Here is a 23801-nt window from a genome sequence, read left to right as displayed (position 1 = left end):
TCACCAACGACGTCGGCCTCCTCGCCGAGGAATACGACCCCAGAACAGGACGCCAACTCGGCAACTTCCCCCAAGCATTCACCCACATCCACCTGATCCGCACCGCTCTGGCTCTCAGCCGCTGAGCGCGGCGCGGTGGCCCAGACTCCTGGCGCAGGCGCGGAATCCGAGCGATCGGTAAAGCCGGGCGGGCACGGGGTGGGCGTCGTCGCCGCGCGGGCTCACCACCGCCCGCCGCGCACCCGCCCGCCGCGCCGCGTGCAGCGCGGCCAGGCAGACGGCCCGCGCGAGCCCGCGCCGGCGGTGACCCGGCACGGTGCCCGCCGGTTCGATCCGGGCGGCCCGGTTGGCCTCGTCCAGCCAGACCAGGCAGAACGCCGCGGCGCTCCCGTCCGGCGCCTCGGCGACCCAGTCGAGGTCCGGCCGGTACGGCCAGGCCCGGCGCACCGCCTGGTAGCTCTCCACGGTCACCCGGGACGGGTGGAAGGCCGCCCGGTGCGCCGCGACCCGGGCGGCGACGTCACCGTCGCCCACCGCACGCAGGCGGTATCCGGCGGGCGGGATCGGCTCGGGCAGGCCGTGATCCAGGTCCATGACCATGTGCAGGAAGAAGGGCCCCTCGTCCGTACGCCGATAGCCGTGCCGGCCGAGCGCGGGGAACAGGTGCGTCTCCGCGCTGGAGACCGTGACCGTACGGGCCGGGTCCGGCACCCGCGCGGCGAACCAGTCCAGGACCTCGTCGGCCAGGAGGGCGTGCGCGGGATCGGCCAGCAGGCTCAGGTGCCCGGCATCGGCCCATCCCCAGGCCGCGGTCCCGCAGTCCACGTCCCAGAGCATGGCCGCCCACTCGTGTTCCCCGCCCGGGTGCTGGAAGCGTTCCCACGCCAGGTCGCCGACGTGCCAGGTCGCCCCGGGCGTCCACAGCCGCTCGGCGAGATCCTGCATCTCCCGCAGATCCTCCGCTCCGGCGTACGGCCTGCGGTCGAAGGGCACGGTCGTCATGCCGGCCAGTCTCACCCGGCGGGCGTGCCCCCCGCACGCGGTTTTCCGCGCGAGGTCACCCCTCGCAGCCGCAGCTGCGGCGCGGCACCAGACGCGCGGCGGGGGCGGCGGACTCGGGCGCGCCGTCGAGGAGCAGCGCGACCGCCCGCTCGGCCATGGCGTCCAGCGGTTGCTCGGTGACGCTGAGCGTGGGGGCGGTGTAGGCGCTGTCGGGAGTCCCGTCGCAGCTCATGAGGGCGAGCCCGCCCGGAACGGGCAGCCCGGCGGCCGACGCGCCCGCGAGGACGCCCATGGCCTGTTCGTCGGTCGCCGCGACCATGGCGTGCGGCATCGCCCCCTCGGCGATCAGCCGCACGGTCAGCCGCGCCGCCGCCTCCCGTGAATACTCGCAGCGCAGCAGCAGGGGTTCGAGATCGCCGGCGGAGACGGCGCGGTGCCAGGCGTCCCGGCGCTCGGCGACCGGGCCGGCGTCGTGCGGCCCGGCCAGGAAGGCGATGCGCCGGTGCCCGTGGCCCCGCAGGTGCTCGACGGCCGCGCGGACCGCGGCGTCGTTGTCGGCGGACACGAGCGGCACGCGGCCCGGCCCCGGCCGGTGGTGGACGTAGACCGACGGCACGCCCGCCGCCACCGCCAGGGCCGCGACGTCGGCGCCGCCGTCGGCGGAGACCACGACCAGGCCGTCGACCTGCGCCGCGAGGAACCGCTCGGCCAAAAGCCGCTGCCGATCGGGGAGGTAGCCCGCGTTGCCCGTCATCATCAGCGTGTCCCGCCGCTCCAGCGCACGCTCGACGCTGCGCGCGAGGGCGGCGAAGTAGGGGTTGGACGCGTCGGCCAGGACCAGGCCGACGACCCCGGTGGTGCCGGCCCGCAGCGCCCGGGCGATGCGGTTGGGGCGGTAGCCCAGCTCGGCGGCCGCGGCGAGGACCCGCTCCCTCGTGGCCGGGGCCACCGGGCGCGGGCCGTTGTTCATCACGTAGCTGACCACCGCCGTGGACGTGCCGGACCGGCGGGCCACGTCCGCGAGCGTGACGGCCATGGGGGCTCCTTTCCTCCGTACGGCTTGCATCTTCTCATCTAAACGATTAGAACTGCCACGCGAACCCGTTCGCACCCTGTCGGCTCCCCCGCCTCGTCCCCATGCCCGTCCCGTCACTCCCCCGCGAAGAAGGTCCCCGCATGCCTCCGATCCCCCTCCTGATCGACACCGACACCGGGTCCGACGACGCCGTGGCCCTGCTGCTGGCGGCCGCCAGCGGCCTGGGCGACGTGCGGGCCGTCACCACCGTGGCCGGCAACGTCCCGCTGCCGACGGCCACGCGCAACGCGCTGATCTCCCTGGAGGTCGCGGGAGCGACCGGCGTCCCCGTCCACGAAGGGTGCGACCGCCCGTTGCTGAGACCCCTGTCCACCGCGCAGCACGTGCACGGGCAGGACGGCATGGGCGACCTCGGCCTGCCCGGCCCGCGGCGCGGTCCCGAGCCGGGGCACGCGGCCGACGTCCTGATGTCCTACGCCCGGCGGTTCCCCGGCGAGCTGACCCTGGTCACCCTGGGCCCGCTGACCAACCTCGCCGCCGCCCTCCTGCGGGAGCCCGGCCTGCTCGGCCGCTTCCGGCACGTGTACTGCATGGCGGGCGCGGCGGACGCCCACGGCAACGTCACCGCCACCGCCGAGTTCAACGTGTGGGCGGATCCCGAGGCGGCCGGCGTGGTGCTGCGGGCGGCGCGCCCGGAGACGGTCACCTGGGTCGGCTGGGACGTCTCCCGCACGTACGCCGTCATGACGCCGGAGGACCAGCGGCGTCTCGAAGGGCTCGGCACTCCCCTCGCCGCCTTCGCCCATCGGATCAACCGGACGGTCGCCGAATGGGCGAGCGAGGTCACCGGCCTGGCCGGGTACGACCTGCCCGACCCGGTCGCGATGGCCGTGGCGCTGCGGCCCGGCCTGATCGTCGGACAGGAGCGGGCCCACGTGACGGTCGCCCTCGGCGACGAGACGCGGGGTCAGACGATCGTCGACCGCCGCCGGGCGGCCCGTGAGCCCAATCTGACCATGGTGCGCCACGTCGACGAGGCCGGTTTCAAGGACCTGCTGTTCACCACGTGCGCCGGAACGGGCCGGGCCGCATGACGATCACATCGTCCGCCCGGCGGCCGGAGGGGCGCGTCGAGCTGCACTGCCATCTCGACGGCTCGGTCCGCCCCGCGACCGTCGCGGAGCTCGCGAGAGCTCAGGGCATCACGCTGACGCGGCCCGCGCACACGCTCGTGACCGCGCCCGCCCGGTGCGGCAGCCTGGCCCGGTTCCTCACCTTCCTCGACCTTCCGCTGCGCGTCCTCCAGACGCCGGACGCCCTGCGACGCGCGGCGCACGAGCTCGTCGAGGACTGGCACGCGGACGGCGTGCTGTACGGGGAGGCGCGTTTCGCCCCGCAACTGCACGGCCGCCGGGGCCTGACCCTGGACGAGGCGGTGGAGGCGGTCGCCGCCGGGCTGGCCTCCGGCGCGGCGGCCACGGGGGTGCGCACCGGGCTGGTGCTGTGCTGCCTGCGGCATCAGACGCCGGACGAGAGCCTCGCCGTCGCGGAGACCGCGGTGCGCCACCGCGACAAGGTGGCCGGGCTCGACCTGGCGGGCGACGAACGCCTGCATCCGGGCGCGCCGCACCTGCCCGCCTTCGCCGTCGCGCACGCGGCGGGGCTGCCCTGCACCGTCCACGCGGGCGAGGCGGCCGGACCGGAGAGCGTCTGGGAGGCGATCGACGTCCTCGGCGCGCGCCGCATCGGCCACGGCGTGCGGTCCGCCGCCGACCGCGCCCTGCTCGACCGGCTCAGGCGCGAGCGGATCGCGCTGGAGATGTGCCCCACCAGCAACGTCCAGACCGCCGCGGTCGCCCGGCCGGCCGACCACCCGGCCCACGCGCTCCTGGCGGCGGGCCTGAGCGTCACCATCAGCACCGACACGCGCACCACCTCGGCCACGACGCTCCGCCGGGAGTTCGAAGGGCTGCGGGAGACGTTCGGATGGACGGCCGCCGAGGAGGCGGCCTGTCAGGCGCACGCGGCCGCCGCCGCCTTCGCCCGGCCCGCGGCCCCGCCGGACACCCGGCAGGGCACGGGAAGGGCCTGACCGCGGCCCCGGGTGCGGGCTACCCCTGGCCGGCGATGCGGGCGAGCAGCCGGGCGAACTCGGGCGGCGGGGCGACGACCAGCCGGGTCTGCCCGTCGTGGCTGATGAGGTCGGCCTGGATGCGCGTCAGCTTGCCCCGGCGCCACCAGTACACGTGCGGGCTGAGCCCGTCGGCCCGGCCGGCGTGCTCACGGTGCGCGAAGATGCGCAGGCGCTCGATCGCGCGGACCACCCCGATGCCGGCCACCGGATGCACCGCGATCATGCCCCGGTGCGGCAGCACGGCGAGCATCCCGTCCTCGGGCACCTCCATGTACGCCGTCAGGCGGCGCAGGTGGGCCGCCGCGCTGGGCGCGGTCAGCAGTGACACCTCGGTCCCGGCGAGGTCGAGCCGCGACACGGTGGGCCGCTCGTCGGTCAGGGCGTTGCCGATGGCCACGTCGAGCGCCTCGGCCGGCGGGATCGGCCAGCAGAAGGCCTCCTCCGGGCGTACGGGCCGGGCGCCGATGGTCAGCACCTCGATGAGGTCGGCGCTGAGGTGACGGCCGATGATCCGGGAGGGGTCGGGGAAGGCGGGGTCGTCGGCGGCGTGGACCCGGGTGCGCAGCAGCGGCCTGATCGGCGTGAGGTTGCAGGCGTCGAACGGCTCGCCGGACACGGCGTGGGCCAGGTGCTCGGAGACCAGCATCGGCCAGTCCTCGCGGGCACGCCGACCGGCCTCCCGGCGCAGGCCGACGAGGTTCACCACCCGCTCACGCTCGGCCGAGGTCAGCGTCAGCGACGTTCCGTCGGCCGCGAACACGCAGGTGTGGCCCATGGTCTCGGCGACCAGGGCCAGCAGCGAGTCGAGATCGACGTCCTCGACGGCTCTCGGGGCGGGATGGTCCGGCCGCGTCCGGCTGAGCAGTCGCCGCAAGAGTCCCAACGCACCATCCCTTCGCCACCGCCCGGATGCCTCCGGGGCGGGTCTCAGGTTGCCGCGTCCGAGTCGCGGAACATGCCCAGGAGAGAACACGATTCGGCAACAATAGCCACATTCGTCTCCAACCACACACTCAACTGTGGTGTGCCATGGCCCACAGGCAGCCCCGCCAGCACCGGCACACCCAGCGGGGCCAGGCGTTCGGCCAGCATGGGCAGCGGATCGCCGCACTCCACCCACGATCCCAGCACGATGCCCGCCGCGCCGTCGAGACAGCCCGCCTGCAGCAGTTGCGTCACCATGCGGTCGATCCGGTACGGCTCCTCCGTGACGTCCTCCAGCAGCACGACACGGCCCCGCGCGCGCAGCGCGTACGGCGTGCCGCACAGGGCGGCGAGCAGTGCGAGGTTACCGCCGGTGAGCGGGCCCTCGGCCCGGCCGGGCACGATCACCCGGTCACCCCTGATCGGCGCGGGAGTGCCGCCCTCGAACAGCGCCTCCCGCAGGTGGGCGAAGGTGACCGGCTCGGGCCCCTCCGCGCCGCCGATCGCCGCCGTCGCGGGCATCGGCCCGAACAGCGTCGCCAGGCCGAGCCGGTCGGCGAAGGCCCGGTGCAGCGCGGTGATGTCGCTCGACCCGAGCAGGATCTTCGGCCCGGCCGCCGCCATGGCGTCCCAGTCGAGCAGCCCGAGCAGCCGGGTGGTGCCGTAGCCGCCTCTGGCGCAGACGACCGCCGCCACCCCGGGATCGCACCAGGCGTCCCGCAGGTCGGCCGCCCGTGCCGCGTCGGACCCGGCGAGGTAGCCCTCCCGCGCGAGGATCGACGCCCCGTGCACGACCCGCAGCCCGAGCCCGGTCAGGACCTCGGTGCCGCGCTCCAGCCGTACGGGATCCACCGGGCCGGCCGGCGCGACCAGCGCGACCGTGTCACCGGGCCGCAGCCGCCGGGGCAGGCCCGGGACCGTTACCGAGGCGTCACCGCCCGCCCCGCCCGGGAAGCGCTCGCTCACCCTTCAAAGGGTGTCAGACTTAGCGGTATCTATGCGACCTCCGACGCACATCCTCGTGGTCAACGGTGTCAAGGTCCGCCGTCCGGTGTTCGTTGTCGCGGCGCCGCACTCCGGCGCGGACCTGCTGGGCCGTGCGCTCAAGCGCTCGCCCGGCTTCCACGTCACGATGGGCAGGGGCCCGGTGGCCCGGGTCGTCTACGCCTTCGCCAGGAGACCGTCGATCGCCCGCAGCGGCGGCGCGCCGCAGGTGCTGCGCGACGTGCTGGCGGAGGCCTGGCAGGTGGTCCCGGCGGCGTGCGCGGAGTGCACGTCCGCCTGCCGGGAGGCGGGCGGCATCGTCGGCGCGGGGCCGTGCGTAGGGCCGGGCACGCTGTCCCGGTTCGGCGACGCCAGCCCCGATCTGCTCTACAGCGCGCCGGTGCTGCTGCGGGCGTTCCCCGACGCCCGGTTCGTCCAGATCATCCGGGACGGCCGTGACGTCGTCGCCGACATGCTGGCCGACCCCGCCTGCATGACCTGGGTCAAGCCCCACATGCTGAGCGAGGACGCCGAGTTTCCCAACCCGTTCCTCGGCGTGCGCTCGGCCGAGCACCGCGAGCGCTGGGCCGGGATGCCGCCCGCGGGCAAGTGCGCCCTGCGCTGGCGCGGCGCCGTACGGCTCAGCGCGGCCCTGCGCCGCGAACTGCCCGCCGAGCACCTGCTCACCCTGCGGTACGAGGACGTGGTGGCCTCCCCGGGAGAGGCCATCGACGCGGTGTCGTCCTTCCTCGAGGCCAAGGTCTCCACGATCGCGTTGTACGGCACGCGCATCCCCAGGCCGGGGAGCTGGCGCCGGCGGCTGTCGGCCGAGGACGCCGAACTGGTGGAGAAGGTGGCCAGGGATGAGCTCACCCGCCTCGGCTACCGCTGAGGGCCGGCTCAGGACCCGCCCGGCTCCGAACCGGTGAACTGGGTGCGGTACAGCTCGGCGTAGGCGCCGCCCCGCTCCAGCAGCTCCTCGTGCCGCCCGCGTTCGGCGACCCGGCCGTCCTCGACCACCAGGATCGTGTCGGCCTCGCGGATGGTCGACAGCCGGTGGGCGATCACCAGCGACGTCCTGCCCCGCAGGGCGGTCTTCAGCGCCTGCTGCACCGCGGCCTCGGACTCGGAGTCCAGGTGCGCGGTGGCCTCGTCGAGCACCACCACGCGCGGCGCCTTCAGCAGGAGCCGGGCCAGCGCGATGCGCTGCTTCTCCCCTCCCGACAACCGGTAGCCGCGGTCGCCGACGACCGTCTCCAGCTCCTCGGGCAGGTTCTTCACCAGGTCGGCGATCTGGGCCGCGCGCAGCGCCTCCCAGACCTCCTCGTCGGTCGCCTCGGGACGGGCGTAGCGGAGGTTGTTGCCGATCGTGTCGTGGAACAGGTGGGCGTCCTGCATGACGACGCCGACCGTGTCCCTGATGCCGTCGAGGGTGGCGTCGCGGACGTCCACCCCGTTGATGCGGACGGTCCCCTCGTCCACGTCGTACAACCGGGACACGAGCTGGGTGATGGTCGTCTTGCCCGCGCCCGAATGGCCGACGAGCGCCACCAGCTCGCCCGGATGCGCGGTGAAGGACACGCCCTTGAGCACCTCCTGCGAGGGCCCGGTGTCCGGGCGGGCCACCGACTCCAGCGACGCCAGCGACACGTCGGAGGCGGCCGGGTAACGGAAGCGGACGTCGTCGAACTCGATCGTGACCGGCCCCTCGGGAATCGGCCGGGCGTCCGGCTTCTCCGCCACCATGGGCTTGAGGTCGAGCACCTCGAAGACCCGGTCGAAGCTCACCAGCGCGGTCATCACGTCCACGTGCACGTTCGACAGGCTGGTCAGCGGGCCGTACAGGCGCATGAGCAGGGACGACTGGGCGACCAGGGTGCCGAGCGCGAAGGCCCCGGAGATCGCGAGCACGCCGCCGAGGCCGTAGACCAGCGCGGTCGCCAGCGCGGCGACCAGGCCGAGCGCGATGCGGAACACCGCGCCGTACATGGCGACGATCACACCGACGTCGCGGACCCGGCCCGCGCGCTCCGCGAAGTGGGACGCCTCGTCGTCCGGCCTGCCGTACAGCTTGGCGACCATGGCCCCGGCCACGTTGAACCGCTCGGTCATCACCGAGCTCATCTCGGCGTCGAGCTGCATCTGCTCGCGGGTCAGCGCGGACATCCGGCGGCCGACCCACTTGGCCGGGAAGATGAAAATCGGCAGCAGGACCAGCGCGACCAGCGTGACCTGCCACGACAGCACGAGCATGGTGCCGAGCACCATGACCAGGCTGATGACGTTGGACACCACCGACGACAGCGTGCTGGTGAGAGCCCGCTGCGCCCCGATGACGTCGGTGTTCAGCCGGGAGACCAGCGCGCCGGTCTGGGCGCGCATGAAGAACGCGACCGGCATGCGCTGCACGTGGTCGAAGACCTCGGTGCGCAGGTTGTAGATCAGGCCCTCGCCGATGCGGGCGGAGTACCACCGCTGGAGCAGGCCGAGCCCGGCGTCCAGCACCGCGAGCGCCCCGATCGCCACGGCGAGCCACACCACCACGTCGACCCGCTTGGGGGTGATCCCGTAGTCGATGATCGCCTTCATCAGCAGCGGGTTGGCGACCACGATGACCGCGTCGACCACGACCAGCGCCAGGAAACCGGCGATCTGCCTGCGGAACGGCCCGGCGTAGCCGGCGATGCGCCGGACGGTCCCCGGCGCGAGCCGCTCCTTCGTCACGGAGCTGTCACGCCGTAAGGACCGCATCACCTGGAAGCCGTAGCCCCCGTTCATCATCGACATATGCCGTACATCCTCCCAGCCGTGCAGCGGTGGGAGGCCTCCCCCGATTCCCCCGTCAGCTCGAAGCGAACAGCGTCCGTGAATCCCACCCGGACGCCGCTCCGTCCCTTCACGCGAACACTGCCCGTGGACGCGAGGCGGACACCGCCCGTCGGTCCGGAATGGACGTCGCCCATCGGCCCGGAACGGACATCGCCCCTCAGTTCGGGGCGGAGGCGCCCCCGACGAGCGCACGGATGCGCGCGACCTGCTCGGCCCGCTCGGCGGCGGCCTGCTCCTCCAGCGTGCGGCCCGGCGCGGCCTGCAGCAGCCTCTTGGTGGCGGCCGCGGCGGCGCGGTCGGTGGACAGCAGCGCGGCGGCCAGGTCGTCCACGGCCTGGGCCAGCTCGGACACGGGCACCGCGATCTCGGCCAGGCCGAGCCGTACGGCCTCGGCGGCCCCCACGGTACGCGCGGTCAGGCACATCTCCACGGCCCGGGGAACGCCCACGATGTCGGTCAGGGGCTTGGTCCCGGTCAGGTCGGGAACCAGCCCCAGCGCGGGCTCTTTCATGCAGAACTTCACGTCGTCCGCGACGACTCGCAGGTCACACGCGAGCGCGAGCTGGAAGCCCGCCCCGATCGCGTGGCCCTGTACGGCCGCGATCGACACGATCTCCGGCCTGCGCAGCCACAGGAAGCCCTTCTGTGCCTCCGCGATCCGCTGCTCGAACTCGGTGTCGCCGAGCGCGGCGGCGCTCGCGAACGACCCCTGTCCGGGCACTCCCTCCGGCGTGAACATGCGCAGGTCGATCCCGGCTGAGAAGGACGGCCCCTCGCCTCTGACCACGACCACTCTCACCTGCTCCGGAAGGGTCTCCCCGATCCGGGCCAGGGCCGACCAGGTGGCGAACGTCTGCGCGTTGCGCTTGTCCGGCCGGTCCAAAGTGACGGTCGCGATCTCGCCGTCCACCTCGAAACGCAGTCCGACCTCGGCCGGCACGGCCGCCGAGATCATCGACACATCGGAGCCGCCGCCCGTCCCGGGGACGTGCTCCGGATTCCCCCCCATTGCCGCTTCCGCCATGCCCTGCTCCTGCGTCCTGTGCGGAGTGACGTCGCCTCGCACGGCCGGTCCGGTGCGGCGCACCGTCCGTGCCGGCGTCCGCCCTCCTGTTCATCTCGCGGTCGCGCCCGAGCTTACCGAACATCGTTCTGGCGAGTTGGACGCGACCGCTCCTCCTGCAGGAACGAGCGGCTGCGGTCGCGCGTCTTGAGGTGGATCTTTAGCGCTTGGACTTGCCCCGGGTCGCGCCGCCGCGCCCGCGCAGAGTCACCCCGGACTCGCTCAGGATGCGGTGGATGAACCCGTACGACCGGCCGGTGGAAGCAGCCAGCGCGCGGATGCTCTCACCCGCGGAATAGCGCTTCTTGAGATCGGCGGCCAGTTTTTCCCGGTCGGCCCCGGTCACCCGGGTGCCCTTCTTCAGAGTCTCGGCCACGAGTACCTCCTGTAGTGCCAGACTTCCGCAGCGTTACTTCAGCCCATGATCAGTCATTTCGACGGGATCGGCTACCTACTCCGCGGGAAAAGATCCCTACCCGCTCAAATTAAGATCAGGCAAGCGCCACAAGATCGGAAAATTCGTCGCTCCATGCGTCCTCGACTCCGTCTGGCAACAGAATCACCCTATCCGGCTTCAGCGCCTCGACGGCGCCCTCGTCGTGCGTGACCAGCACAATCGCGCCCGTGTAGGAGCCGAGGGCGGCCAGCACCTGATCACGGGAGGCCGGATCGAGGTTGTTGGTGGGCTCGTCGAGCAGCAGCACGTTGGCGCTCGACAGCACCAGCGTCGCGAGGGCGAGACGGGTCTTCTCGCCGCCGGACAGGACCCCCGCGGGCTTGTCCACGTCGTCGCCGGTGAACAGGAACGACCCCAGCACCTTGCGCAGGTCGACGTCGGCCAGGTCGGGTCCGGCCGACCGCATGTTCTCCAGGACCGTGCGCCCGGGATCGAGCGTCTCATGCTCCTGCGCGTAGTAGCCGATCTTGAGCCCGTGGCCGGGCGTGACCTCGCCGGTGTCGGGCTTCTCGATGCCGCCGAGCAGGCGGAGCAGGGTGGTCTTGCCCGCGCCGTTCAGGCCGAGGATGACGATCCGCGAGCCCCGGTCGACCGCCGCGTCTACGTCGGTGAACACCTCCAGCGAGCCGTACGACTTGGACAGGCCGCGGGCCGTCAGCGGGGTCTTCCCGCAGGGCGCCGGGTCGGGGAAGCGGAGCTTGGCGACGCGGTCGGAGCGGCGCTCGCCCTCGACGCCCGACAGCAGCCGCCGGGCGCGCCGCTCCATGTCCTGGGCCGCCTTGGCCTTGGTGGCCTTCGCCCGCATGCGGTCGGCCTGGGACAGCAGGGCGGACGCCTGCCGCTCGGCGTTGGCCCGCTCGCGCTTGCGCCGCTTCTCGTCGGTCTCCCGCTGGGCGAGGTAGGCCTTCCAGCCGACGTTGTAGGTGTCGATCACACAGCGGTTGGCGTCGAGGTGGAGCACACGGTTTACCGTCGCCTCAAGAAGGTTTACGTCGTGGCTGATGATCACCAAGCCGCCCTGGTGCGACCGCAAAAAATCACGAAGCCAGCCGATCGAGTCCGCATCGAGGTGGTTTGTGGGCTCGTCGAGCAGGAGAGTCTCCGCTCCGGAGAAAAGAATGCGGGCCAGTTCCACCCGCCGCCGCTGACCGCCGGACAGGGTCTGCAGCGGCTGGCCGAGTACGCGGTCGGGCAGCCCGAGGCTGGAGGCGATGGAGGCCGCCTCCGACTCCGCCGCGTAGCCGCCGAGGACGTGCAGTCGGTCTTCCAGGCGGCCGTACGCGCGCACCGCCCGGTCGCGTGCGCGCGGGTCGTCGGCGGCCATGCCGGCCTCGGCCTCGCGCAGTTCGCGGAGCACCTCGTCGAGGCCGCGGGCCGACAGGATGCGGTCACGCGCCAGCACGCTCAGGTCGCCGGTGCGGGGGTCCTGCGGCAGGTAGCCGACGCTGCCGGAGATCGTGACCGTGCCCGCGGCGGGCAGGCCCTCTCCCGCCAGGACCTTGGTGAGAGTGGTCTTGCCGGCCCCGTTGCGGCCCACGAGACCGATCTTGTCGCCCGGGTTCACCCGGAACGAGGCGCCCTCGATGAGCAGGCGTGAGCCCGCGCGAAGTTCGATGTCGGTAGCGATGATCATGATGAAGGGGACACTCCCGTAGGTGATGAGGTCAGGATCGGCAGCCGGGAGCGATCAATCGGGAGTGCGCATGGGCTCAAGTGTAATGCCGCCGTCCCCACGGCCGCCTGCGGCGAAACCCGCCTCCCGGCGGGCGCCGCACGCCCCGCCCGCCCGCCGCCCGCGCACCGCCGCCACGGGCACCGCGGGCCACCCCGTCCCGCCGCCGGTCAGGGGTCGACCAGGCGGATCCGTACGGCGCGGAACTGCTCCGGCGTGGTCTCCAGGACCGCCGGCCGGGGGTCGGGAACGGTGAGGAAGGGCCCGGTCTCCAGGGCGAACAGCGGCGCGAGGCGCCGGTCCCGCCTGATCTCGCCGATCGAGCGCCGGTCCCCGCCGAGCACGACGGCCTCCAGCTCCCCGAGCCGCGGCACGAGCACCCGGACGGCCACGTCGGCGGCGGCCCGCAGCGCCTCGGCCGACTGCTTGTCCCTGCGCCGGGCGAAGCGCTGCTGCGACCACCCGCCCGCCGCGCTGCGCCCGTAGACCTGGCGGGAGCCGGCCTTCCCGGCGACGAGGCGGGCCCCGGTGAAGACACCGGCGGCGTACCCGCCGAGCCGGGCCAGCAGCACGCCGACGGTCCGCTCACGGCACACGTGGGCCACCAGCGCCGCCGCGGGCGGGGGAAGACGGAGCCCGTCCTCGTGTCCTTCGCCGGCCGGACCGTCGGGGCGGGGCCGCAGCGGCGGGAACGGCACATGGCACTCCGCGACCGCGCCGTCCGCGGCGTCGAGACGGACCACGTCCGCCAGCACCACGGCCTCGACCGGGCCGTGCCGCTCGGCGAAGCGCGCGATCCACCCCGCGAGCCGCTCGGGGGCGACCGTGGTCCACCTGCCGCCGCCGGCGGCGGGCCGTGCCGTCATGGCCGATCAGCCTACTCGTGCGGTTGTCTGCCGGATCCCCTCCAACTAACGGGGAAATATAGGTGAATTTCCTCCTGCGAACGTCAACGTCCGGGGCCGGGAGTCCCACAATTCAATCGTGTCGCTCCCCTCACCATCGGCGGCGCCGTCCGCCGCGACCCCGCAGCACGTCCCGGCGCCCGGCCCGGCCCCGGCGACCCCGTTCCCCGCGGACACCGCCCCGGACCACGACCCGGCGAGCATCGTGCGGAGGTACACCCCCGCGGCCTCCCCCCTGCCGCACGACCAGCGCGCGTACGCGCCCGGGTTCACCGCCGGGCGTCCCGCCGCCCCGCTCTTCCTCCCGGTGGTCGACCTCGACACCGGCGGCGCGGTGGCCGTCGAGGTGATCGCCGAGGGCGCCTCCCCCGCGGCCCCGGGTGTGGCGGCCACGGTGAACGGGGTGCTGGCCGCCGCCCGCGAGGAGGCCCTGCTGCCGCTGGTCCTGCCGATCCCGGCCGCCGCCGTGGCCGGGGGGTCGGCCGGCCTCGCGCCGCTGCACGAGGCCATGCGGATGTGCGGCCGGCGCCCGCGCGAGGTCATCCTCGCCATCGAGGGCGATCCGGTGCCCGCGGAGCGCACGGCCCTGCTGTCCGGGATCGACGGCCTGCGCGCGGTGGGCTACCTCATCGCGTTCGCCGGGCTCGGCACCGCGGCGCTGCCGCTCGACCTGCTCGCCGACGCCTCGCCGTACGTGGTCGCGCTGTCCGCCGACCTGGTGGCGCGGGGGCCCCGCGACCCCCGGCGCGGAGCGCTCGCGGAGTCGCTGGTCCGCCTGGCGCGCGGCGTCGGCGCGCACGTGCTCGCCCCGGGCGTACGGGACGAGACGCAGCTGGCGGCGGTACGCGGCTGGGGCATCAGGCTCGCCCAGGGCCCTCTGCTCGCGCCGGCCGACTGGCGGCCCTCCCACGGGTACAACCGCGTCCACGTGCCGCTGCCGGTGCCGGAGGCCGCCGCGCCCACGGCCGCGCTGGGTCCCCGGGTGCAGGAGCTCCTGCTTCCCGCGGTGACGTTGCCGGCCGAGTCGACCGCCGAGGAGGTGGTCGCCGTGCTGAGCGCCGAGCCCTCGATCACGAGCGTGATCCTCGTGGACGAGTACCAGCGGCCCCAGGGCAGCATCGACCGCAGCCGGTTCCTGCTGTTCATGGCCGGGGCGTACGGCCACGCGCTGCACGCGAAGAAGCCGGCCGGCCGCCTGGCGGACACCGCGAAGGTCGTGGCGAAGACGACCCCGGTGATCGCGGCCATGCAGGTGGCGGGGCGGGACAACGCCCGCGTGTACGACGACCTCGTGGTGGTCGACGAGGTCGGCAGGTGCATGGGCGTGGTCCGGGTCGGCGACCTGCTGCGGCACGCCGCCGACCTGCGGCCCGCCCGCTGACGCGCGGACCCGGCGGGGGCGTCAGAGCCAGCCCTGGGCCTGGGCCTTCCGCACGGCCTCGATGCGGTTGCGCGCCCCGGTCTTGTGGATCGCCGCAGACAGGTAGTTGCGCACCGTGCCCTCCGACAGGTGCAGCCGTGCGGCGACGTCGCCGATCGTCGAGCCGTCCGCCGCGGCGGACAGCACGTCGCGCTCACGCGGTGACAGCGGGTTCGGCCCGGCGCTGAGCGCGGCGGCGGCCAGCCCGGGGTCGATCACGCGCTCGCCCCGCAGCACCCGCCTGATCGCGGCGGCCAGCTCGCTCGCGGGGCTGTCCTTCACCAGGAAGGCCACCGCCCCCGCCTCCATCGCGCGGCGCAGATAGCCGGGCCTGCCGAAGGTCGTGAGGATCACCACCTTGCATCCGGGGACCCGGCGGCGCAGCTCCTCCGCGGCGGCGATGCCGTCCCTGACGGGCATCTCGATGTCGAGCAGCGCGATGTCCGGCCGGGTCGCCTCGGCGACGGTGATCACCTCGTCCCCGTTCGCCGCCTCTCCGACCACCTCGATGTCGGGCTCCAGGCCGAGCAGGGAGGCGAGCGCTCCCCGCACCATGCTCTGGTCCTCCGCCAGCACGACCCTGATCACTCGGCCAACCTATCCGCGATCATCTCCGCCGTCCGGTCCGGGGACGGCGGAACCTCGACCCGCACCCGGAACCCCCGCTTGCCGGTCTCGGCTTCCAGCTCGCCGCCCGCCGCGCGCACCCGCTCGCCGAGCCCGGTCAGGCCGTTGCCCGGCTCGTACGGCCCGCCGCGGCCGTTGTCGGCGATCTCCAGCACCGCGCCCTCCTCGCCGTACGACAGGTCGATCTCGCAGCGGGTGGCCCCGGAGTGGCGCACGACGTTGGTGGTCGCCTCGCGCACGGCCCAGGCGAACAGGCCGTCGAGGTCCTCGGGCAGCGGGGTGCCGCGGGTGCGCACGGCGAGGGCGACGCCGGCGGCGGCCAGCGCGGACCTGGCGCCGTCGATCTCCTCCGACAGGCGGCGCCGGCGGTATCCGCTGACCGCCTCCCGCACCTGGGCCAGCGCCTGCCGCGCGACCGACTCGATGTCGGCCACCTCGGCGGCCGCCCTCGGCGAACCCTGCTCGCCCAGACGGCGGGCCAGTTCGCTCTTGAGCACGATGAGCGAGAGGCTGTGTCCCAGCAGGTCGTGCAGGTCGCGGGCGATTCGCAGCCGCTCCTCCGCGGCGGCCAGCCTGGCCACCTCGGCCTGCGCCTCCCTGAGCTTGTCGATGAGGACTCGGGTGTTGCGGACGCTCATGAAGAGCACGCCGAGGGTGAGGTCCTGCAGCACGAGCATCCACAGCAGGCCGTCCTCCGCGCCGATCACGGTGCCGTCGGCCACCAGGACCACCGTCATGACCCCGATGCCGAGCAGGGCACGCCGGGGCGGCAAGGCCATCGCGTACACGACCACCAGGTAGACCGGGAGGGTCAGCCAGGTCTGGCTGTGGAAGACCACCGGGAAGACGGCCCCCATCACCGTCGCGAGGCCGAGCAGGAGGATCATCCACCGGGGGCGGTGGTCGAGGTCGCGCGGCCCGAGCACGATCGTCAGGTAGACGGTCACGAAGACCGCGAGCGCGACCATCCGCACGACCGCCCGCGTGCCGCTCACCGTGCCGTCGACCACCTCGGCCACCGGGTAGAAGAGGTAGATCAGGCCCAGCGACATGCCGATGAGACGCCTCGGCCGGGAAGGGCTCTGGTCCGCTCCGCCGAAGGTGAACACTCTGGCCAGCCGGCTCATCCCGATGTCCCTTCCCGGGCCCGATGGATCAGGCGCACGTCGCGGCGCCCTGTCCGATCATGCACGTGCCGCCGCGATCTGTCCGGTCACGCACGCGTCGTGGCCCGCCGGTAGGCGACGAGAGCCAGCGCCACCAGCACCACTCCCCAGGCGAGGATGCCGGCCGCGTGGGCCGGGTCCGGGGCGTCGCCCCCCGCGATCCGCCACCCGATGCTCGCGTAGTCGTACGACGGGGTCACGTGGGCGACGCTCCTCATGGCTGCGGGCATGATGCTCTCGGGGAGCCAGAGCCCGCCGAGCATGGCCAGCCCGAACATGCCGACCATCGCGACGGGCTGCGCGGTGTCGGGCGGCAGCAGGGATCCGATCGTCAGACCGAGCGCCGCGAAGGGGATGGTGCCGGCCCACATCGCCAGGATCAGCGCCGCCCACCGCGCCGGCGGCAGCGACACGTGCTGGGTCAGCACCGCGGCCAGGCCGACCAGCACCAGCGACGGCAGGACCAGCAGCAGCGAGGAGACCAGCTTCGTCAAGATGATCGCCCGGCCGGGCAGCGGGGTGATCTGGAGCTGCCGAAGCCAGCCGCTGTGCCGCTCCTGCGACCAGGGCACGGCCGTCGACATCATGGCGGCGGCCAGCGCGCCGTACGCCGCCATCGAGACCATCAGCATGACGCTGCCCCGCAGCCCGGTCGCCTGGTCGGACTCCGCCCCCCAGAGGTTGGCGTAGAGGAGGTAGAACCCGACGGGGAAGGCGACCACGAACACGACGTAGCGCTTGTTGCGCAGCATCCGGAGCAGTTCGACCTTGATGTAGTGCCGCATCGTCAGGCCTCCTTGGTCAGGGCGAGGAAGGCGTCCTCCAGATCGGCCCCGTGGAGCTGGAGATCGCGGATGTCGAGGGTGGTCTTGCGGTACAGCGCGGCGACGGTGGCGTCGAGGTCGGTCGTGCGCAGCGTGACCCGGGCGCCCTGAAGCTCCACGCCGGTCGCCCCGGGGAGGGCGTCGAGCCCGGTGACCGGCTGTTCGCCCAGCAGGAAACTCACCGCCTGACCGGCGACGCCGGCCTTGATCCCGGCGGCGCTGCCGTCGGCCACGATCCGGCCGCGGGCGATCACGACGACCCGGTCGGCGTTCTCGTCGGCCTCCTCCAGATAGTGGGTGGCGAACAGGATCGTCCGTCCCTTCGCCGCGTACGCCCGCATGTTGTCCCAGAACCTGCGGCGGGACTCGACGTCCATCGCCGCGGTGGGCTCGTCGAGCAGCAGGAGCTTCGGCCCGCCCGCGATGGCCAGCGCGAACCGGACCCGCTGGGTCTGCCCGCCGGACAACCGGTCGGCCCGCCGCCGGGCGATCTCGGTCAGGTCGGCGAGCCGGAGGATCTCCTCAAGCGGCAGCGGGCGGGGGTGGAGCCGCCGGACGAAGTCCACGGTCTCGGCGACGCTCAGCTCGGGGATCAGCGCGCCCTCCTGGAGCATCGCGCCGATCTCCCCGTTGGCGACGGCGGTCCGCGGCGGCTCGCCGAAGACCCGGATCTCGCCGGACGTGGGCCGCAGCAGGCCGAGCAGCATGGTGATCGAGGTGGACTTGCCGGCCCCGTTGGGCCCCAGCAGCGCCACCGTGGCGCCGGCCGGGACCTCCAGGTCGATTCCGTCGACCGCGACCACGTCACCGTATCTCTTGGTGACCTCGGTGAAGGCGATGGCGTTCATGGGCTTCACGGTAGGAATCGGAACCCGTATGCCGTCAGTGCCCTGCCTCCGGCCTTCGCGATGACTTTTGTCATCCGCCCGGCGCCTATCCCGCCGCCCGCCGGCGCGATCGCCTTCCCCCTCCCGCTGCGCAGCGCCCGCCCCTGGCTGCCGGACGGTGTCCATAGCGTGATAACCAGGAAAGGTGCGCCTCAAGGCGACCGTCCGGGATCTCCGCCGGTGTCTCCAGGTGAGTCACATCCTGGTGGTGATCCCGCTCGGGCTCATCGTGGTCATCACGGCTCTCGACCTCGCGCTGCCGCGCAGCGTCCACCTGGGGCCGCTGCTCGTCGTCGCGCCCGCGCTCACCGCGTCGTTCGCCGGTCCGGGATACACGGCGGCGATCGGAGCGCTGGCGCTGGCGGCCGACGTGGTGGGCGGTCTGGGACAGGGCGTCCTCGGACGCCCCGAGCACCACGTCGAGATGCTCGCCCTGTTCGCCGTGTCGGCCGTCGTGGTCGTCTTCCGCGTGGTCCACGAGCGGCATCGGGCCGTGCTCCACCAGGTCCGGTCGGTCTCCGAGGTCGCCCAGCGCGTCCTGCTGCGGCCACTGCCCCGGACGGTCGGCCCCCTGCGCATCGCATCGGTCTACCTGGCCGCGGCCGCGGAGGCGAGGATCGGTGGCGATCTGTACGCGGCCGCCCGGGCCGACGGCGTCACCCGTCTGCTGATCGGAGACGTACGCGGAAAGGGGCTGTCCGCGATCAGCGACGCCGCGGCGTCCCTCTGCGCCTTCCGCGAGGCGTCGCACGGGCCCACGACCCTCCCGGAGCTGATGACGCGGATGGAGAACAGCATCCACCAGAACCTCACCGAGCACGCCGTAACCGACACGGACGCCCAGGAATGCTTCGTCACCGCGGCCGTCGCCGAGATTCCCGACGCCGAGCCGACGGTACGCGTGATCACCTGTGGTCACCCGCCGCCGCTCCTCCTCCACGGGAACCGGGTGCTGACCCTGGAGCCGGATCAGGTCGCTCCCCCGTTGGGACTCGAACTGCTCGCGGCGTCCGAACCTCGGCCGGCGACCTTCCCCTTCGAACCCGGCGACGTCCTCCTGCTCTACACCGACGGCGTCATCGAGGCCCGCGACCGTGCCGGCGCGTTCTTCGACCTCCCCGCACGCCTGGGCGAGCGGGCCGGCGAGGACGTCGGCACCCTCCTCGAACGGCTCTGCGAGCACCTGTTCCAGCACGTGGAGGGCCGGCTGGACGACGACACCGCCGTGATCGCGATCGAACGCCTGCCGGCGCCGGGACCCTGACGTCCGTCGGCGTCCTCCCTCCTCCCCGCGGGACGGAGGACGCGCAGTCGTCAGGCCACGCGGCGCAGGTCCATCTGAAAGTTCTGCCGCCAGGTGGCGCCGCCGTCGAGGGTGTATTCGCCGATCTCGTGCCAGTCCCTGCCCGTGAAGCGCAGGGTGTACCGGACGGTCGGGCCCGCGGTCTGGAGGCTCCACTGGAAGAAGCGGTCGCCGACCACGGGGACGGTGGCGGTGACGTGCCCCTGCGAGAACGCCTCCCAGCGGTACTGCCCGCTCTGGTCGTCGTAGCTGACGACCGCGAGCGCGGTGTCCACGATCCGGCGCGGATCGGCCTTGTCCCGGCCCTGGCCCTCCACCGTGACCACCTGGCCGCCCGCCTTGTAGGCGACCTTCTCGGTCTGGAGGAACTGCTGCCGGCCGGAGGCGGTGTCGACCCACCCCGAACCGGCCCAGCGCCCGACCATGAAGTCGAGCCTGCGGATCGCGTCGAGCTGCGTCGCGGGGACGTCGGCCGACGTCCCCGCGCTCGCCGTGCGCCCGGCCGCGACGGCGGGCGCGGCCGCCGCGAGGCTGAGCGCGCAGATCAACGGCACCAGCAAACGGTGTAATCGCGTCATGACGCGATCTTGACACACGGCTCGCCCACCGCGACAGCGGTCGGCGAACCCGGATTCAGAGGCGGCAGGCGAAGATGGCGGTGACCAGGATGGCCTTGGCGCCGATCTCCCAGAGCTGGTCCATCACCTGCTGGTGGCCCTTGCGGGGGACCATCGCCCGCACGGCGACCCAGCCCTCGCGGTGCAGCGGCGAGACGGTCGGCCCCTCCATGCCCGGGGTGATGGCGATGGCCTCGTCGATGCGCTCGGCCCGGATGTCGTAGTCGATCATGACGAAGTCGCGGGCCACGAGCACGCCCTGCAACCGGCGGATGAGCTGCTGGAACCCGTTCGCCTCCGGGGCGCCGGCCCGCTTGATCAAGATGGCCTCGGAGTGCGCGATCGGCTCCCCGAACACCTCCAGGCCGACGTTGCGCAGCGTCGTGCCGGTCTCCACCACGTCCGCGATCGCGTCCGCGACGCCGAGCCTGATCGCCGTCTCGACCGCGCCGTCGAGCTTGATGACCCGGGCGTCCACGCCCTGGTCGGCGAGGTGCTTGCCGAGCAGCCCGGCGTACGAGGTGGCGATGCGCAGGCCGGACAGGCCGGCGACGCCGGAGTAGGCGCCCGGCGTGGCGGCGAAGCGGAACGTCGACCGGCCGAAGCCGAGCGGCATGACCTCCTCGGCCGGGGCGCCGGAGTCGAAGAGCATGTCGCGCCCGGTGATCCCGGCGTCCAGGGTGCCCTCGCCGACGTACACGGCGATGTCGCGCGGGCGGAGGAAGAACAGCTCGCAGGAGTTGTCGGAGTCGACGACCACGAGCTCCTTGCTGTCCCTGCGCTGGCGGTAGCCCGCCTCCTTCAGCATGGTCTGGGCGGCCTCGGAGAGCGCGCCCTTGTTCGGTACGGCGATGCGCAGCATGGGTGGGAGATCCTTTCAGCCGGAACGAGGTCGATGGACGATCTGTGGCCGCCGCGGCGGCTACAGATGCTTGTAGACCTCGTCCAGCCCGATCCCGCGGGCCAGCATCAGCACCTGGACGTGGTAGAGCAGCTGGGAGATCTCCTCGGCCGCCCGGTCCGCCGACTCGTGCTCGGCCGCCATCCAGCTCTCCGCGGCCTCCTCCACGACCTTCTTGCCGATGGCATGGACGCCGGCGTCCAGGGCGGCCACGGTGCCCGACCCCGCGGGCCGGGTGCGCGCCTTCTCTGCCAGCTCGGCGTACAGCTCTTCGAAGGTCTTCATGGTCTCTCTCGGGTCGTGGGTCTGCGCAACCAGGTTATCCGGCCCCAGGGTAGTCGCGGGGGCGGACCGCCGCGCCCCGCGTCCACCCTGCGAGATCCGTCTCAGCCGAGAATCTTCCTGGCCAGCCTGAGCTGGTCCAGCGCCTGCTGCGACTCCCCGCCCTCGTGCCCGTTGAACGGCCAGACCGTGATGTCCTTGGGCCCGGCGTAGTGGTTGTAGGCCCCGAACACGGTCGAGGCCGGGGTGACGCCGTCGCGCAGGGCGACGGAGAACCGGGCGGGCGTGGCGGCCCGCGCCGCGAAGTGCAGGCCGTCGAAGTAGTCGAGGGTGGCGAAGATCTCCTCGACCCGGGTCCTGTGGATCCCGCAGAACCGGCCCAGCTCCGCGTACGGCTCCTCGTCGGTGATCTCGACGGCGCGCCGGATGTCGCACATGAACGGCACGTTGACGAACGCGTAGGCGAGGTCCGGCACGAGGGCGGCGGCGGCGAGCGCCATGCCGCCGCCCTGGCTGCCGCCGGTCACCACGACGCGCCCGGCGTCCACGAGGGGGTGCGACCTGGCCGCCTCGACCGCGCGCACGACGTCGGTGTAGAGCCGCCGGTAGTAGTAGCCGTCCCGGTCGAACACGCCCTGCGTCAGCTTGCCGGGGATCTGCGCGCCGTTGCCGCCGACCGGGTCCGGGGTGTCGCCGGAGCGCCAGGTGCCGCCCTGCCCGCGGGTGTCCATCACGAACGTCGCGTATCCGGCGGACGGCCACAGCAGCCAGTCGTGCGGCCGGCCCCGGCCGCCGCCGTAGCCGATGAACTCCACCACGCACGGCAGCGGTCCGGACGCCCCCGCGGGAGCGAGGAACCACCCCTTGATCGGATGCCCGCCGAAACCGGCGAACGTCACGTCGGCCACGTCCATCAGCGCGAGGTCCGCCTCGTACGGCTCGAAGACGGGGTTCAGGTCGTGCGCGCGGGCCTCGGCCAGCGTGCGGTCCCAGAAGGCGTCGAAGTCGGCGGGCTCCCGGCGCTCGGGCAGGTACGCGCGCAGCTGGTCGAGAGGCATGTCGACGAACATGGGGGACTCCCGTGGGTGGTGGGCCTGGCTCGTGTTACGCCGCAAGGTTACACAAACGCCTTGTTTCAGACTTCTGACCCGGTTAAGGCCCGTCCGCCGGGATTCAGCTCCAGACCCTCCCTGCCGGTGACCTGCGGAATGACGCTCGGGAGGGCATTACCTCCGCGTTGACAGGATGAAACGCCCTCTTGAAACTAATCCGGTTTAGTGCTGGACTCTGCACGAATTCGAAGCGTGGGAGGTTCGGCCGCGCCGGCGCTGCCTCGCGGTCCGCCTTTCGGGGGGCACGACATGTCAGTCGATCACTTTCCGTAGAGATCGGAGACGTCCATGCGACGAACGACGGCGGCCACCTGCGCCGCCCTGATCGCCGCGCTCGGCGCGGGCTGCGCGACCAGCGGCACGTCGGAGACCAAGCAGGCGGACGCCGGCGCCCCCGCCGCGATCACCTGGTGGTCCACCGGGGGCGACGACGAGAGCGCGGCCTTCCAGAAGGCCGCCGACCTGTATTCGAAGACGCACCCCAACGTGACGATCAAGGTGCAGACGCTCGCCTGGGACGACGCGTACGCCAAGCTGCTCGCGGCCTCGACCAGCCGCAGCGGGCCCGACATCATCTCCGGCGGCATGACCTGGACCATCCAGTTCGGCCTGCGCGGTGGCATGGTGGACCTGCGCAAGTACGGCGTCGAGCAGCTCCGGGCCCAGGCGCAGCCCGCCCAGTGGAAGTCGGCCGTCTCCCCCGACGGCACCATCTACGGCATCCCGCTCGACATGTCCACCGAGGCGCTCTACTACCGCACCGACCTGCTCGACAAGGCCGGCATCAAGGAGCCGCCCAAGACCTGGGAGGAACTGACCGCCGACATCGGGAAACTCAAGAAGTCCGGGGTGAAGACGCCGTTCGGCATCGACTGGGGCAACCTCGACTGGATCGGCTACTTCAACTTCCTCTACCAGGCGGGCGGCACCTTCTACACACCGGACTGCAAACCATCGCTGAACACCCCGCAGGCCGAGCGGGCGCTGTCGTACTGGATCGACCTGCACCGCAGGCACGGCGCGCCGACCGACACGGTGGCGACCCCGGACGCGCTGGGCACGGGCACCGCGATGGTCTACGGCGGCAACTGGAACGCCCTCGGCATCGACACCAGCAAGCCGGAACTGAAGGGCAAGTGGGCGATCGCCCCGCTGCCGGCCGGTCCGGCGGCGCCCACGACCTTCATCGGCGGACGGGCCGTCGGGGTCACCTCCTACAGCGAGCACATCCAGCAGGCGGCGGACTTCGTCAAGTTCCTCTACACCGATGAGGCCGTCGACGCGGTGGCGGCGGAGTCGAAGGCCCGCAACATCGCCTACATCCCGCCCCGCCCGGACAAGGTCGCCGACTCGCCGTTCACGCCGGAGCACTCGGCGGTGTTCGCCGAGATCATCAAGACCGGCGCGGCGGCGCCCGGATGTCCCGGCTGGGACGAGAGCGCGTCCGACGTGGCCAAGCAGTTCCAGGCCGCGATCCTCGGCAAGGCCGACGTGAAGACGGCCCTGGCCGAGGCCGCCAAGGTCATGGAGCGCAACGCCGGATAGCCGGGACGGCCGTGGCTCGCCGGTGACGCCTGACCCCTCACCGGCCGCGGCACCCGTCCCCCATCAAGGCCCGGGCCGGTGACACCTGACCTCTCACCGGCCCGGGTCCGT

At 72.9% G+C, this 23801-nt stretch carries 24 protein-coding genes; 7 read left to right on the top strand and 17 right to left on the bottom strand.

What is annotated here, in order from left to right; genetic code table 11:
* Positions 1-125: glycoside hydrolase family 15 protein (locus tag AAH991_RS28405; protein WP_346228980.1), on the top strand; the 125-nt coding region annotated here is incomplete at its 5' end.
* On the opposite strand, the gene AAH991_RS28400 is transcribed toward AAH991_RS28405, so the two are convergent.
* Positions 115-1002 (bottom strand): GNAT family N-acetyltransferase, encoded by an 888-nt coding sequence (locus tag AAH991_RS28400; protein WP_346228968.1) that lies wholly within the window; start codon positions 1000-1002, stop codon positions 115-117. The genes AAH991_RS28405 and AAH991_RS28400 overlap by 11 nt on opposite strands.
* Before the next feature lie 55 nt (positions 1003-1057).
* Entirely contained in the window at positions 1058-2038 is a 981-nt protein-coding gene (locus AAH991_RS28395) for a LacI family DNA-binding transcriptional regulator (protein ID WP_346228967.1), read from the bottom strand.
* Positions 2039-2178: 140 nt separating this feature from the next.
* Between AAH991_RS28395 and AAH991_RS28390 the strand changes: the two genes are divergently transcribed.
* Both AAH991_RS28390 and add read left to right on the top strand, forming a co-directional pair.
* Complete coding sequence (locus tag AAH991_RS28390; protein WP_346228966.1) at positions 2179-3132, top strand: nucleoside hydrolase; 954 nt, start codon at positions 2179-2181, stop codon at positions 3130-3132.
* Positions 3129-4130, top strand: a complete 1002-nt coding sequence (gene add / locus AAH991_RS28385; protein ID WP_346228965.1) for an adenosine deaminase — start codon at positions 3129-3131, stop codon at positions 4128-4130. Before AAH991_RS28390 ends, add begins: the two co-directional genes overlap by 4 nt.
* A 19-nt stretch (positions 4131-4149) precedes the next feature.
* Here the strand turns inward: add and AAH991_RS28380 are convergent, their stop codons facing one another.
* Positions 4150-5055: a hypothetical protein gene (locus tag AAH991_RS28380; protein WP_346228964.1), complete on the bottom strand. Its 906-nt coding sequence runs from the start codon at positions 5053-5055 to the stop codon at positions 4150-4152.
* 44 nt (positions 5056-5099) lie between these two features.
* A complete protein-coding gene (locus tag AAH991_RS28375) occupies positions 5100-6062 on the bottom strand; it encodes a S66 peptidase family protein (protein ID WP_346228963.1) in 963 nt (320 codons plus the stop codon).
* Between the two features lie 31 nt (positions 6063-6093).
* Here AAH991_RS28375 and AAH991_RS28370 point away from each other — a divergent pair, with 31 nt between their 5' ends.
* Entirely contained in the window at positions 6094-6972 is an 879-nt protein-coding gene (locus AAH991_RS28370; protein WP_346228962.1) for a sulfotransferase family protein, read from the top strand.
* An 8-nt stretch (positions 6973-6980) separates the two neighbouring features.
* On the opposite strand, the gene AAH991_RS28365 is transcribed toward AAH991_RS28370, so the two are convergent.
* The 5 genes from AAH991_RS28365 to AAH991_RS28345 form a co-directional block, all read right to left on the bottom strand.
* On the bottom strand, positions 6981-8867 hold the full coding sequence (locus tag AAH991_RS28365) for an ABC transporter ATP-binding protein (RefSeq protein ID WP_346228961.1): 1887 nt from the start codon (positions 8865-8867) through the stop codon (positions 6981-6983).
* Between the two features lie 199 nt (positions 8868-9066).
* Positions 9067-9864, bottom strand: coding sequence for an enoyl-CoA hydratase/isomerase family protein (locus tag AAH991_RS28360; RefSeq protein WP_346228979.1), 798 nt, complete (start codon positions 9862-9864; stop codon positions 9067-9069).
* Between the two features lie 268 nt (positions 9865-10132).
* Positions 10133-10348: a helix-turn-helix domain-containing protein gene (locus AAH991_RS28355; RefSeq protein WP_030507271.1), complete on the bottom strand. Its 216-nt coding sequence runs from the start codon at positions 10346-10348 to the stop codon at positions 10133-10135.
* Positions 10349-10463: 115 nt separating this feature from the next.
* Positions 10464-12062 (bottom strand): ABC-F family ATP-binding cassette domain-containing protein, encoded by a 1599-nt coding sequence (locus AAH991_RS28350; protein ID WP_346228960.1) that lies wholly within the window; start codon positions 12060-12062, stop codon positions 10464-10466.
* A gap of 209 nt (positions 12063-12271) precedes the next feature.
* The gene (locus AAH991_RS28345) at positions 12272-12967 is read right to left on the bottom strand and encodes an acVLRF1 family peptidyl-tRNA hydrolase (protein WP_346228959.1); all 696 of its coding nucleotides are present in this window, start codon (positions 12965-12967) and stop codon (positions 12272-12274) included.
* Positions 12968-13085: 118 nt separating this feature from the next.
* Between AAH991_RS28345 and AAH991_RS28340 the strand changes: the two genes are divergently transcribed.
* Complete coding sequence (locus AAH991_RS28340) at positions 13086-14387, top strand: EAL domain-containing protein (protein WP_346228958.1); 1302 nt, start codon at positions 13086-13088, stop codon at positions 14385-14387.
* 21 nt (positions 14388-14408) lie between these two features.
* On the opposite strand, the gene AAH991_RS28335 is transcribed toward AAH991_RS28340, so the two are convergent.
* The 4 genes from AAH991_RS28335 to AAH991_RS28320 form a co-directional block, all read right to left on the bottom strand.
* Positions 14409-15014, bottom strand: a complete 606-nt coding sequence (locus AAH991_RS28335) for a response regulator transcription factor (RefSeq protein WP_346228957.1) — start codon at positions 15012-15014, stop codon at positions 14409-14411.
* Entirely contained in the window at positions 15011-16180 is a 1170-nt protein-coding gene (locus AAH991_RS28330; protein ID WP_346228956.1) for a sensor histidine kinase, read from the bottom strand. The genes AAH991_RS28335 and AAH991_RS28330 overlap by 4 nt, the downstream gene beginning before the upstream one ends.
* 86 nt (positions 16181-16266) lie before the next feature.
* Positions 16267-17004, bottom strand: a complete 738-nt coding sequence (locus AAH991_RS28325) for an ABC transporter permease (protein WP_346228955.1) — start codon at positions 17002-17004, stop codon at positions 16267-16269.
* A 2-nt stretch (positions 17005-17006) separates the two neighbouring features.
* The gene (locus tag AAH991_RS28320; protein ID WP_346228954.1) at positions 17007-17891 is read right to left on the bottom strand and encodes an ABC transporter ATP-binding protein; all 885 of its coding nucleotides are present in this window, start codon (positions 17889-17891) and stop codon (positions 17007-17009) included.
* 229 nt (positions 17892-18120) lie between these two features.
* On the opposite strand from AAH991_RS28320, the gene AAH991_RS28315 reads away from it, so the two are divergent.
* A complete protein-coding gene (locus AAH991_RS28315) occupies positions 18121-19194 on the top strand; it encodes a PP2C family protein-serine/threonine phosphatase (protein WP_346228953.1) in 1074 nt (357 codons plus the stop codon).
* A gap of 50 nt (positions 19195-19244) precedes the next feature.
* Here the strand turns inward: AAH991_RS28315 and AAH991_RS28310 are convergent, their stop codons facing one another.
* The 4 genes from AAH991_RS28310 to AAH991_RS28295 form a co-directional block, all read right to left on the bottom strand.
* On the bottom strand, positions 19245-19811 hold the full coding sequence (locus tag AAH991_RS28310) for a hypothetical protein (RefSeq protein ID WP_346228952.1): 567 nt from the start codon (positions 19809-19811) through the stop codon (positions 19245-19247).
* Between the two features lie 55 nt (positions 19812-19866).
* Positions 19867-20712, bottom strand: a complete 846-nt coding sequence (gene hisG / locus AAH991_RS28305) for an ATP phosphoribosyltransferase (protein WP_346228951.1) — start codon at positions 20710-20712, stop codon at positions 19867-19869.
* 60 nt (positions 20713-20772) lie between these two features.
* Positions 20773-21036 (bottom strand): phosphoribosyl-ATP diphosphatase, encoded by a 264-nt coding sequence (locus AAH991_RS28300; protein WP_030507281.1) that lies wholly within the window; start codon positions 21034-21036, stop codon positions 20773-20775.
* Positions 21037-21137: 101 nt separating this feature from the next.
* Positions 21138-22103 carry an acetylxylan esterase gene (locus AAH991_RS28295; RefSeq protein ID WP_346228950.1) on the bottom strand — a complete coding sequence of 322 codons (966 nt, stop codon included), beginning with the start codon at positions 22101-22103 and terminating at the stop codon, positions 21138-21140.
* A 330-nt stretch (positions 22104-22433) separates the two neighbouring features.
* Between AAH991_RS28295 and AAH991_RS28290 the strand changes: the two genes are divergently transcribed.
* The gene (locus tag AAH991_RS28290) at positions 22434-23690 is read left to right on the top strand and encodes an extracellular solute-binding protein (protein ID WP_346228949.1); all 1257 of its coding nucleotides are present in this window, start codon (positions 22434-22436) and stop codon (positions 23688-23690) included.
* The last annotated feature ends 111 nt before the right edge of the window (positions 23691-23801 follow it).

It is taken from the genome of Microbispora sp. ZYX-F-249 (genome assembly GCF_039649665.1).
GTDB lineage: Bacteria > Actinomycetota > Actinomycetes > Streptosporangiales > Streptosporangiaceae > Microbispora > Microbispora maris.
This window is presented reverse-complemented; position numbering and strand designations above follow the sequence as displayed.

Excerpts from the sequence above, each read along its gene's own strand:
- AAH991_RS28400 (WP_346228968.1), bottom strand. The coding sequence starts at position 1,002 with ATGACGACCGTGCCCTTCGACCGCAGGCCGTACGCCGGAGCGGAGGAT.
- AAH991_RS28395 (WP_346228967.1), bottom strand. The coding sequence starts at position 2,038 with ATGGCCGTCACGCTCGCGGACGTGGCCCGCCGGTCCGGCACGTCCACG.
- AAH991_RS28390 (WP_346228966.1), top strand. The coding sequence starts at position 2,179 with ATGCCTCCGATCCCCCTCCTGATCGACACCGACACCGGGTCCGACGAC.
- add (WP_346228965.1), top strand. The coding sequence starts at position 3,129 with ATGACGATCACATCGTCCGCCCGGCGGCCGGAGGGGCGCGTCGAGCTG.
- AAH991_RS28370 (WP_346228962.1), top strand. The coding sequence starts at position 6,094 with ATGCGACCTCCGACGCACATCCTCGTGGTCAACGGTGTCAAGGTCCGC.
- AAH991_RS28365 (WP_346228961.1), bottom strand. The coding sequence starts at position 8,867 with ATGTCGATGATGAACGGGGGCTACGGCTTCCAGGTGATGCGGTCCTTA.
- AAH991_RS28360 (WP_346228979.1), bottom strand. The coding sequence starts at position 9,864 with ATGATCTCGGCGGCCGTGCCGGCCGAGGTCGGACTGCGTTTCGAGGTG.
- AAH991_RS28350 (WP_346228960.1), bottom strand. The coding sequence starts at position 12,062 with ATGATCATCGCTACCGACATCGAACTTCGCGCGGGCTCACGCCTGCTC.
- AAH991_RS28345 (WP_346228959.1), bottom strand. The coding sequence starts at position 12,967 with ATGACGGCACGGCCCGCCGCCGGCGGCGGCAGGTGGACCACGGTCGCC.
- AAH991_RS28330 (WP_346228956.1), bottom strand. The coding sequence starts at position 16,180 with ATGAGCCGGCTGGCCAGAGTGTTCACCTTCGGCGGAGCGGACCAGAGC.
- AAH991_RS28325 (WP_346228955.1), bottom strand. The coding sequence starts at position 17,004 with ATGCGGCACTACATCAAGGTCGAACTGCTCCGGATGCTGCGCAACAAG.
- AAH991_RS28320 (WP_346228954.1), bottom strand. The coding sequence starts at position 17,891 with ATGAACGCCATCGCCTTCACCGAGGTCACCAAGAGATACGGTGACGTG.
- AAH991_RS28310 (WP_346228952.1), bottom strand. The coding sequence starts at position 19,811 with ATGACGCGATTACACCGTTTGCTGGTGCCGTTGATCTGCGCGCTCAGC.
- hisG (WP_346228951.1), bottom strand. The coding sequence starts at position 20,712 with ATGCTGCGCATCGCCGTACCGAACAAGGGCGCGCTCTCCGAGGCCGCC.
- AAH991_RS28300 (WP_030507281.1), bottom strand. The coding sequence starts at position 21,036 with ATGAAGACCTTCGAAGAGCTGTACGCCGAGCTGGCAGAGAAGGCGCGC.
- AAH991_RS28295 (WP_346228950.1), bottom strand. The coding sequence starts at position 22,103 with ATGTTCGTCGACATGCCTCTCGACCAGCTGCGCGCGTACCTGCCCGAG.
- AAH991_RS28290 (WP_346228949.1), top strand. The coding sequence starts at position 22,434 with ATGCGACGAACGACGGCGGCCACCTGCGCCGCCCTGATCGCCGCGCTC.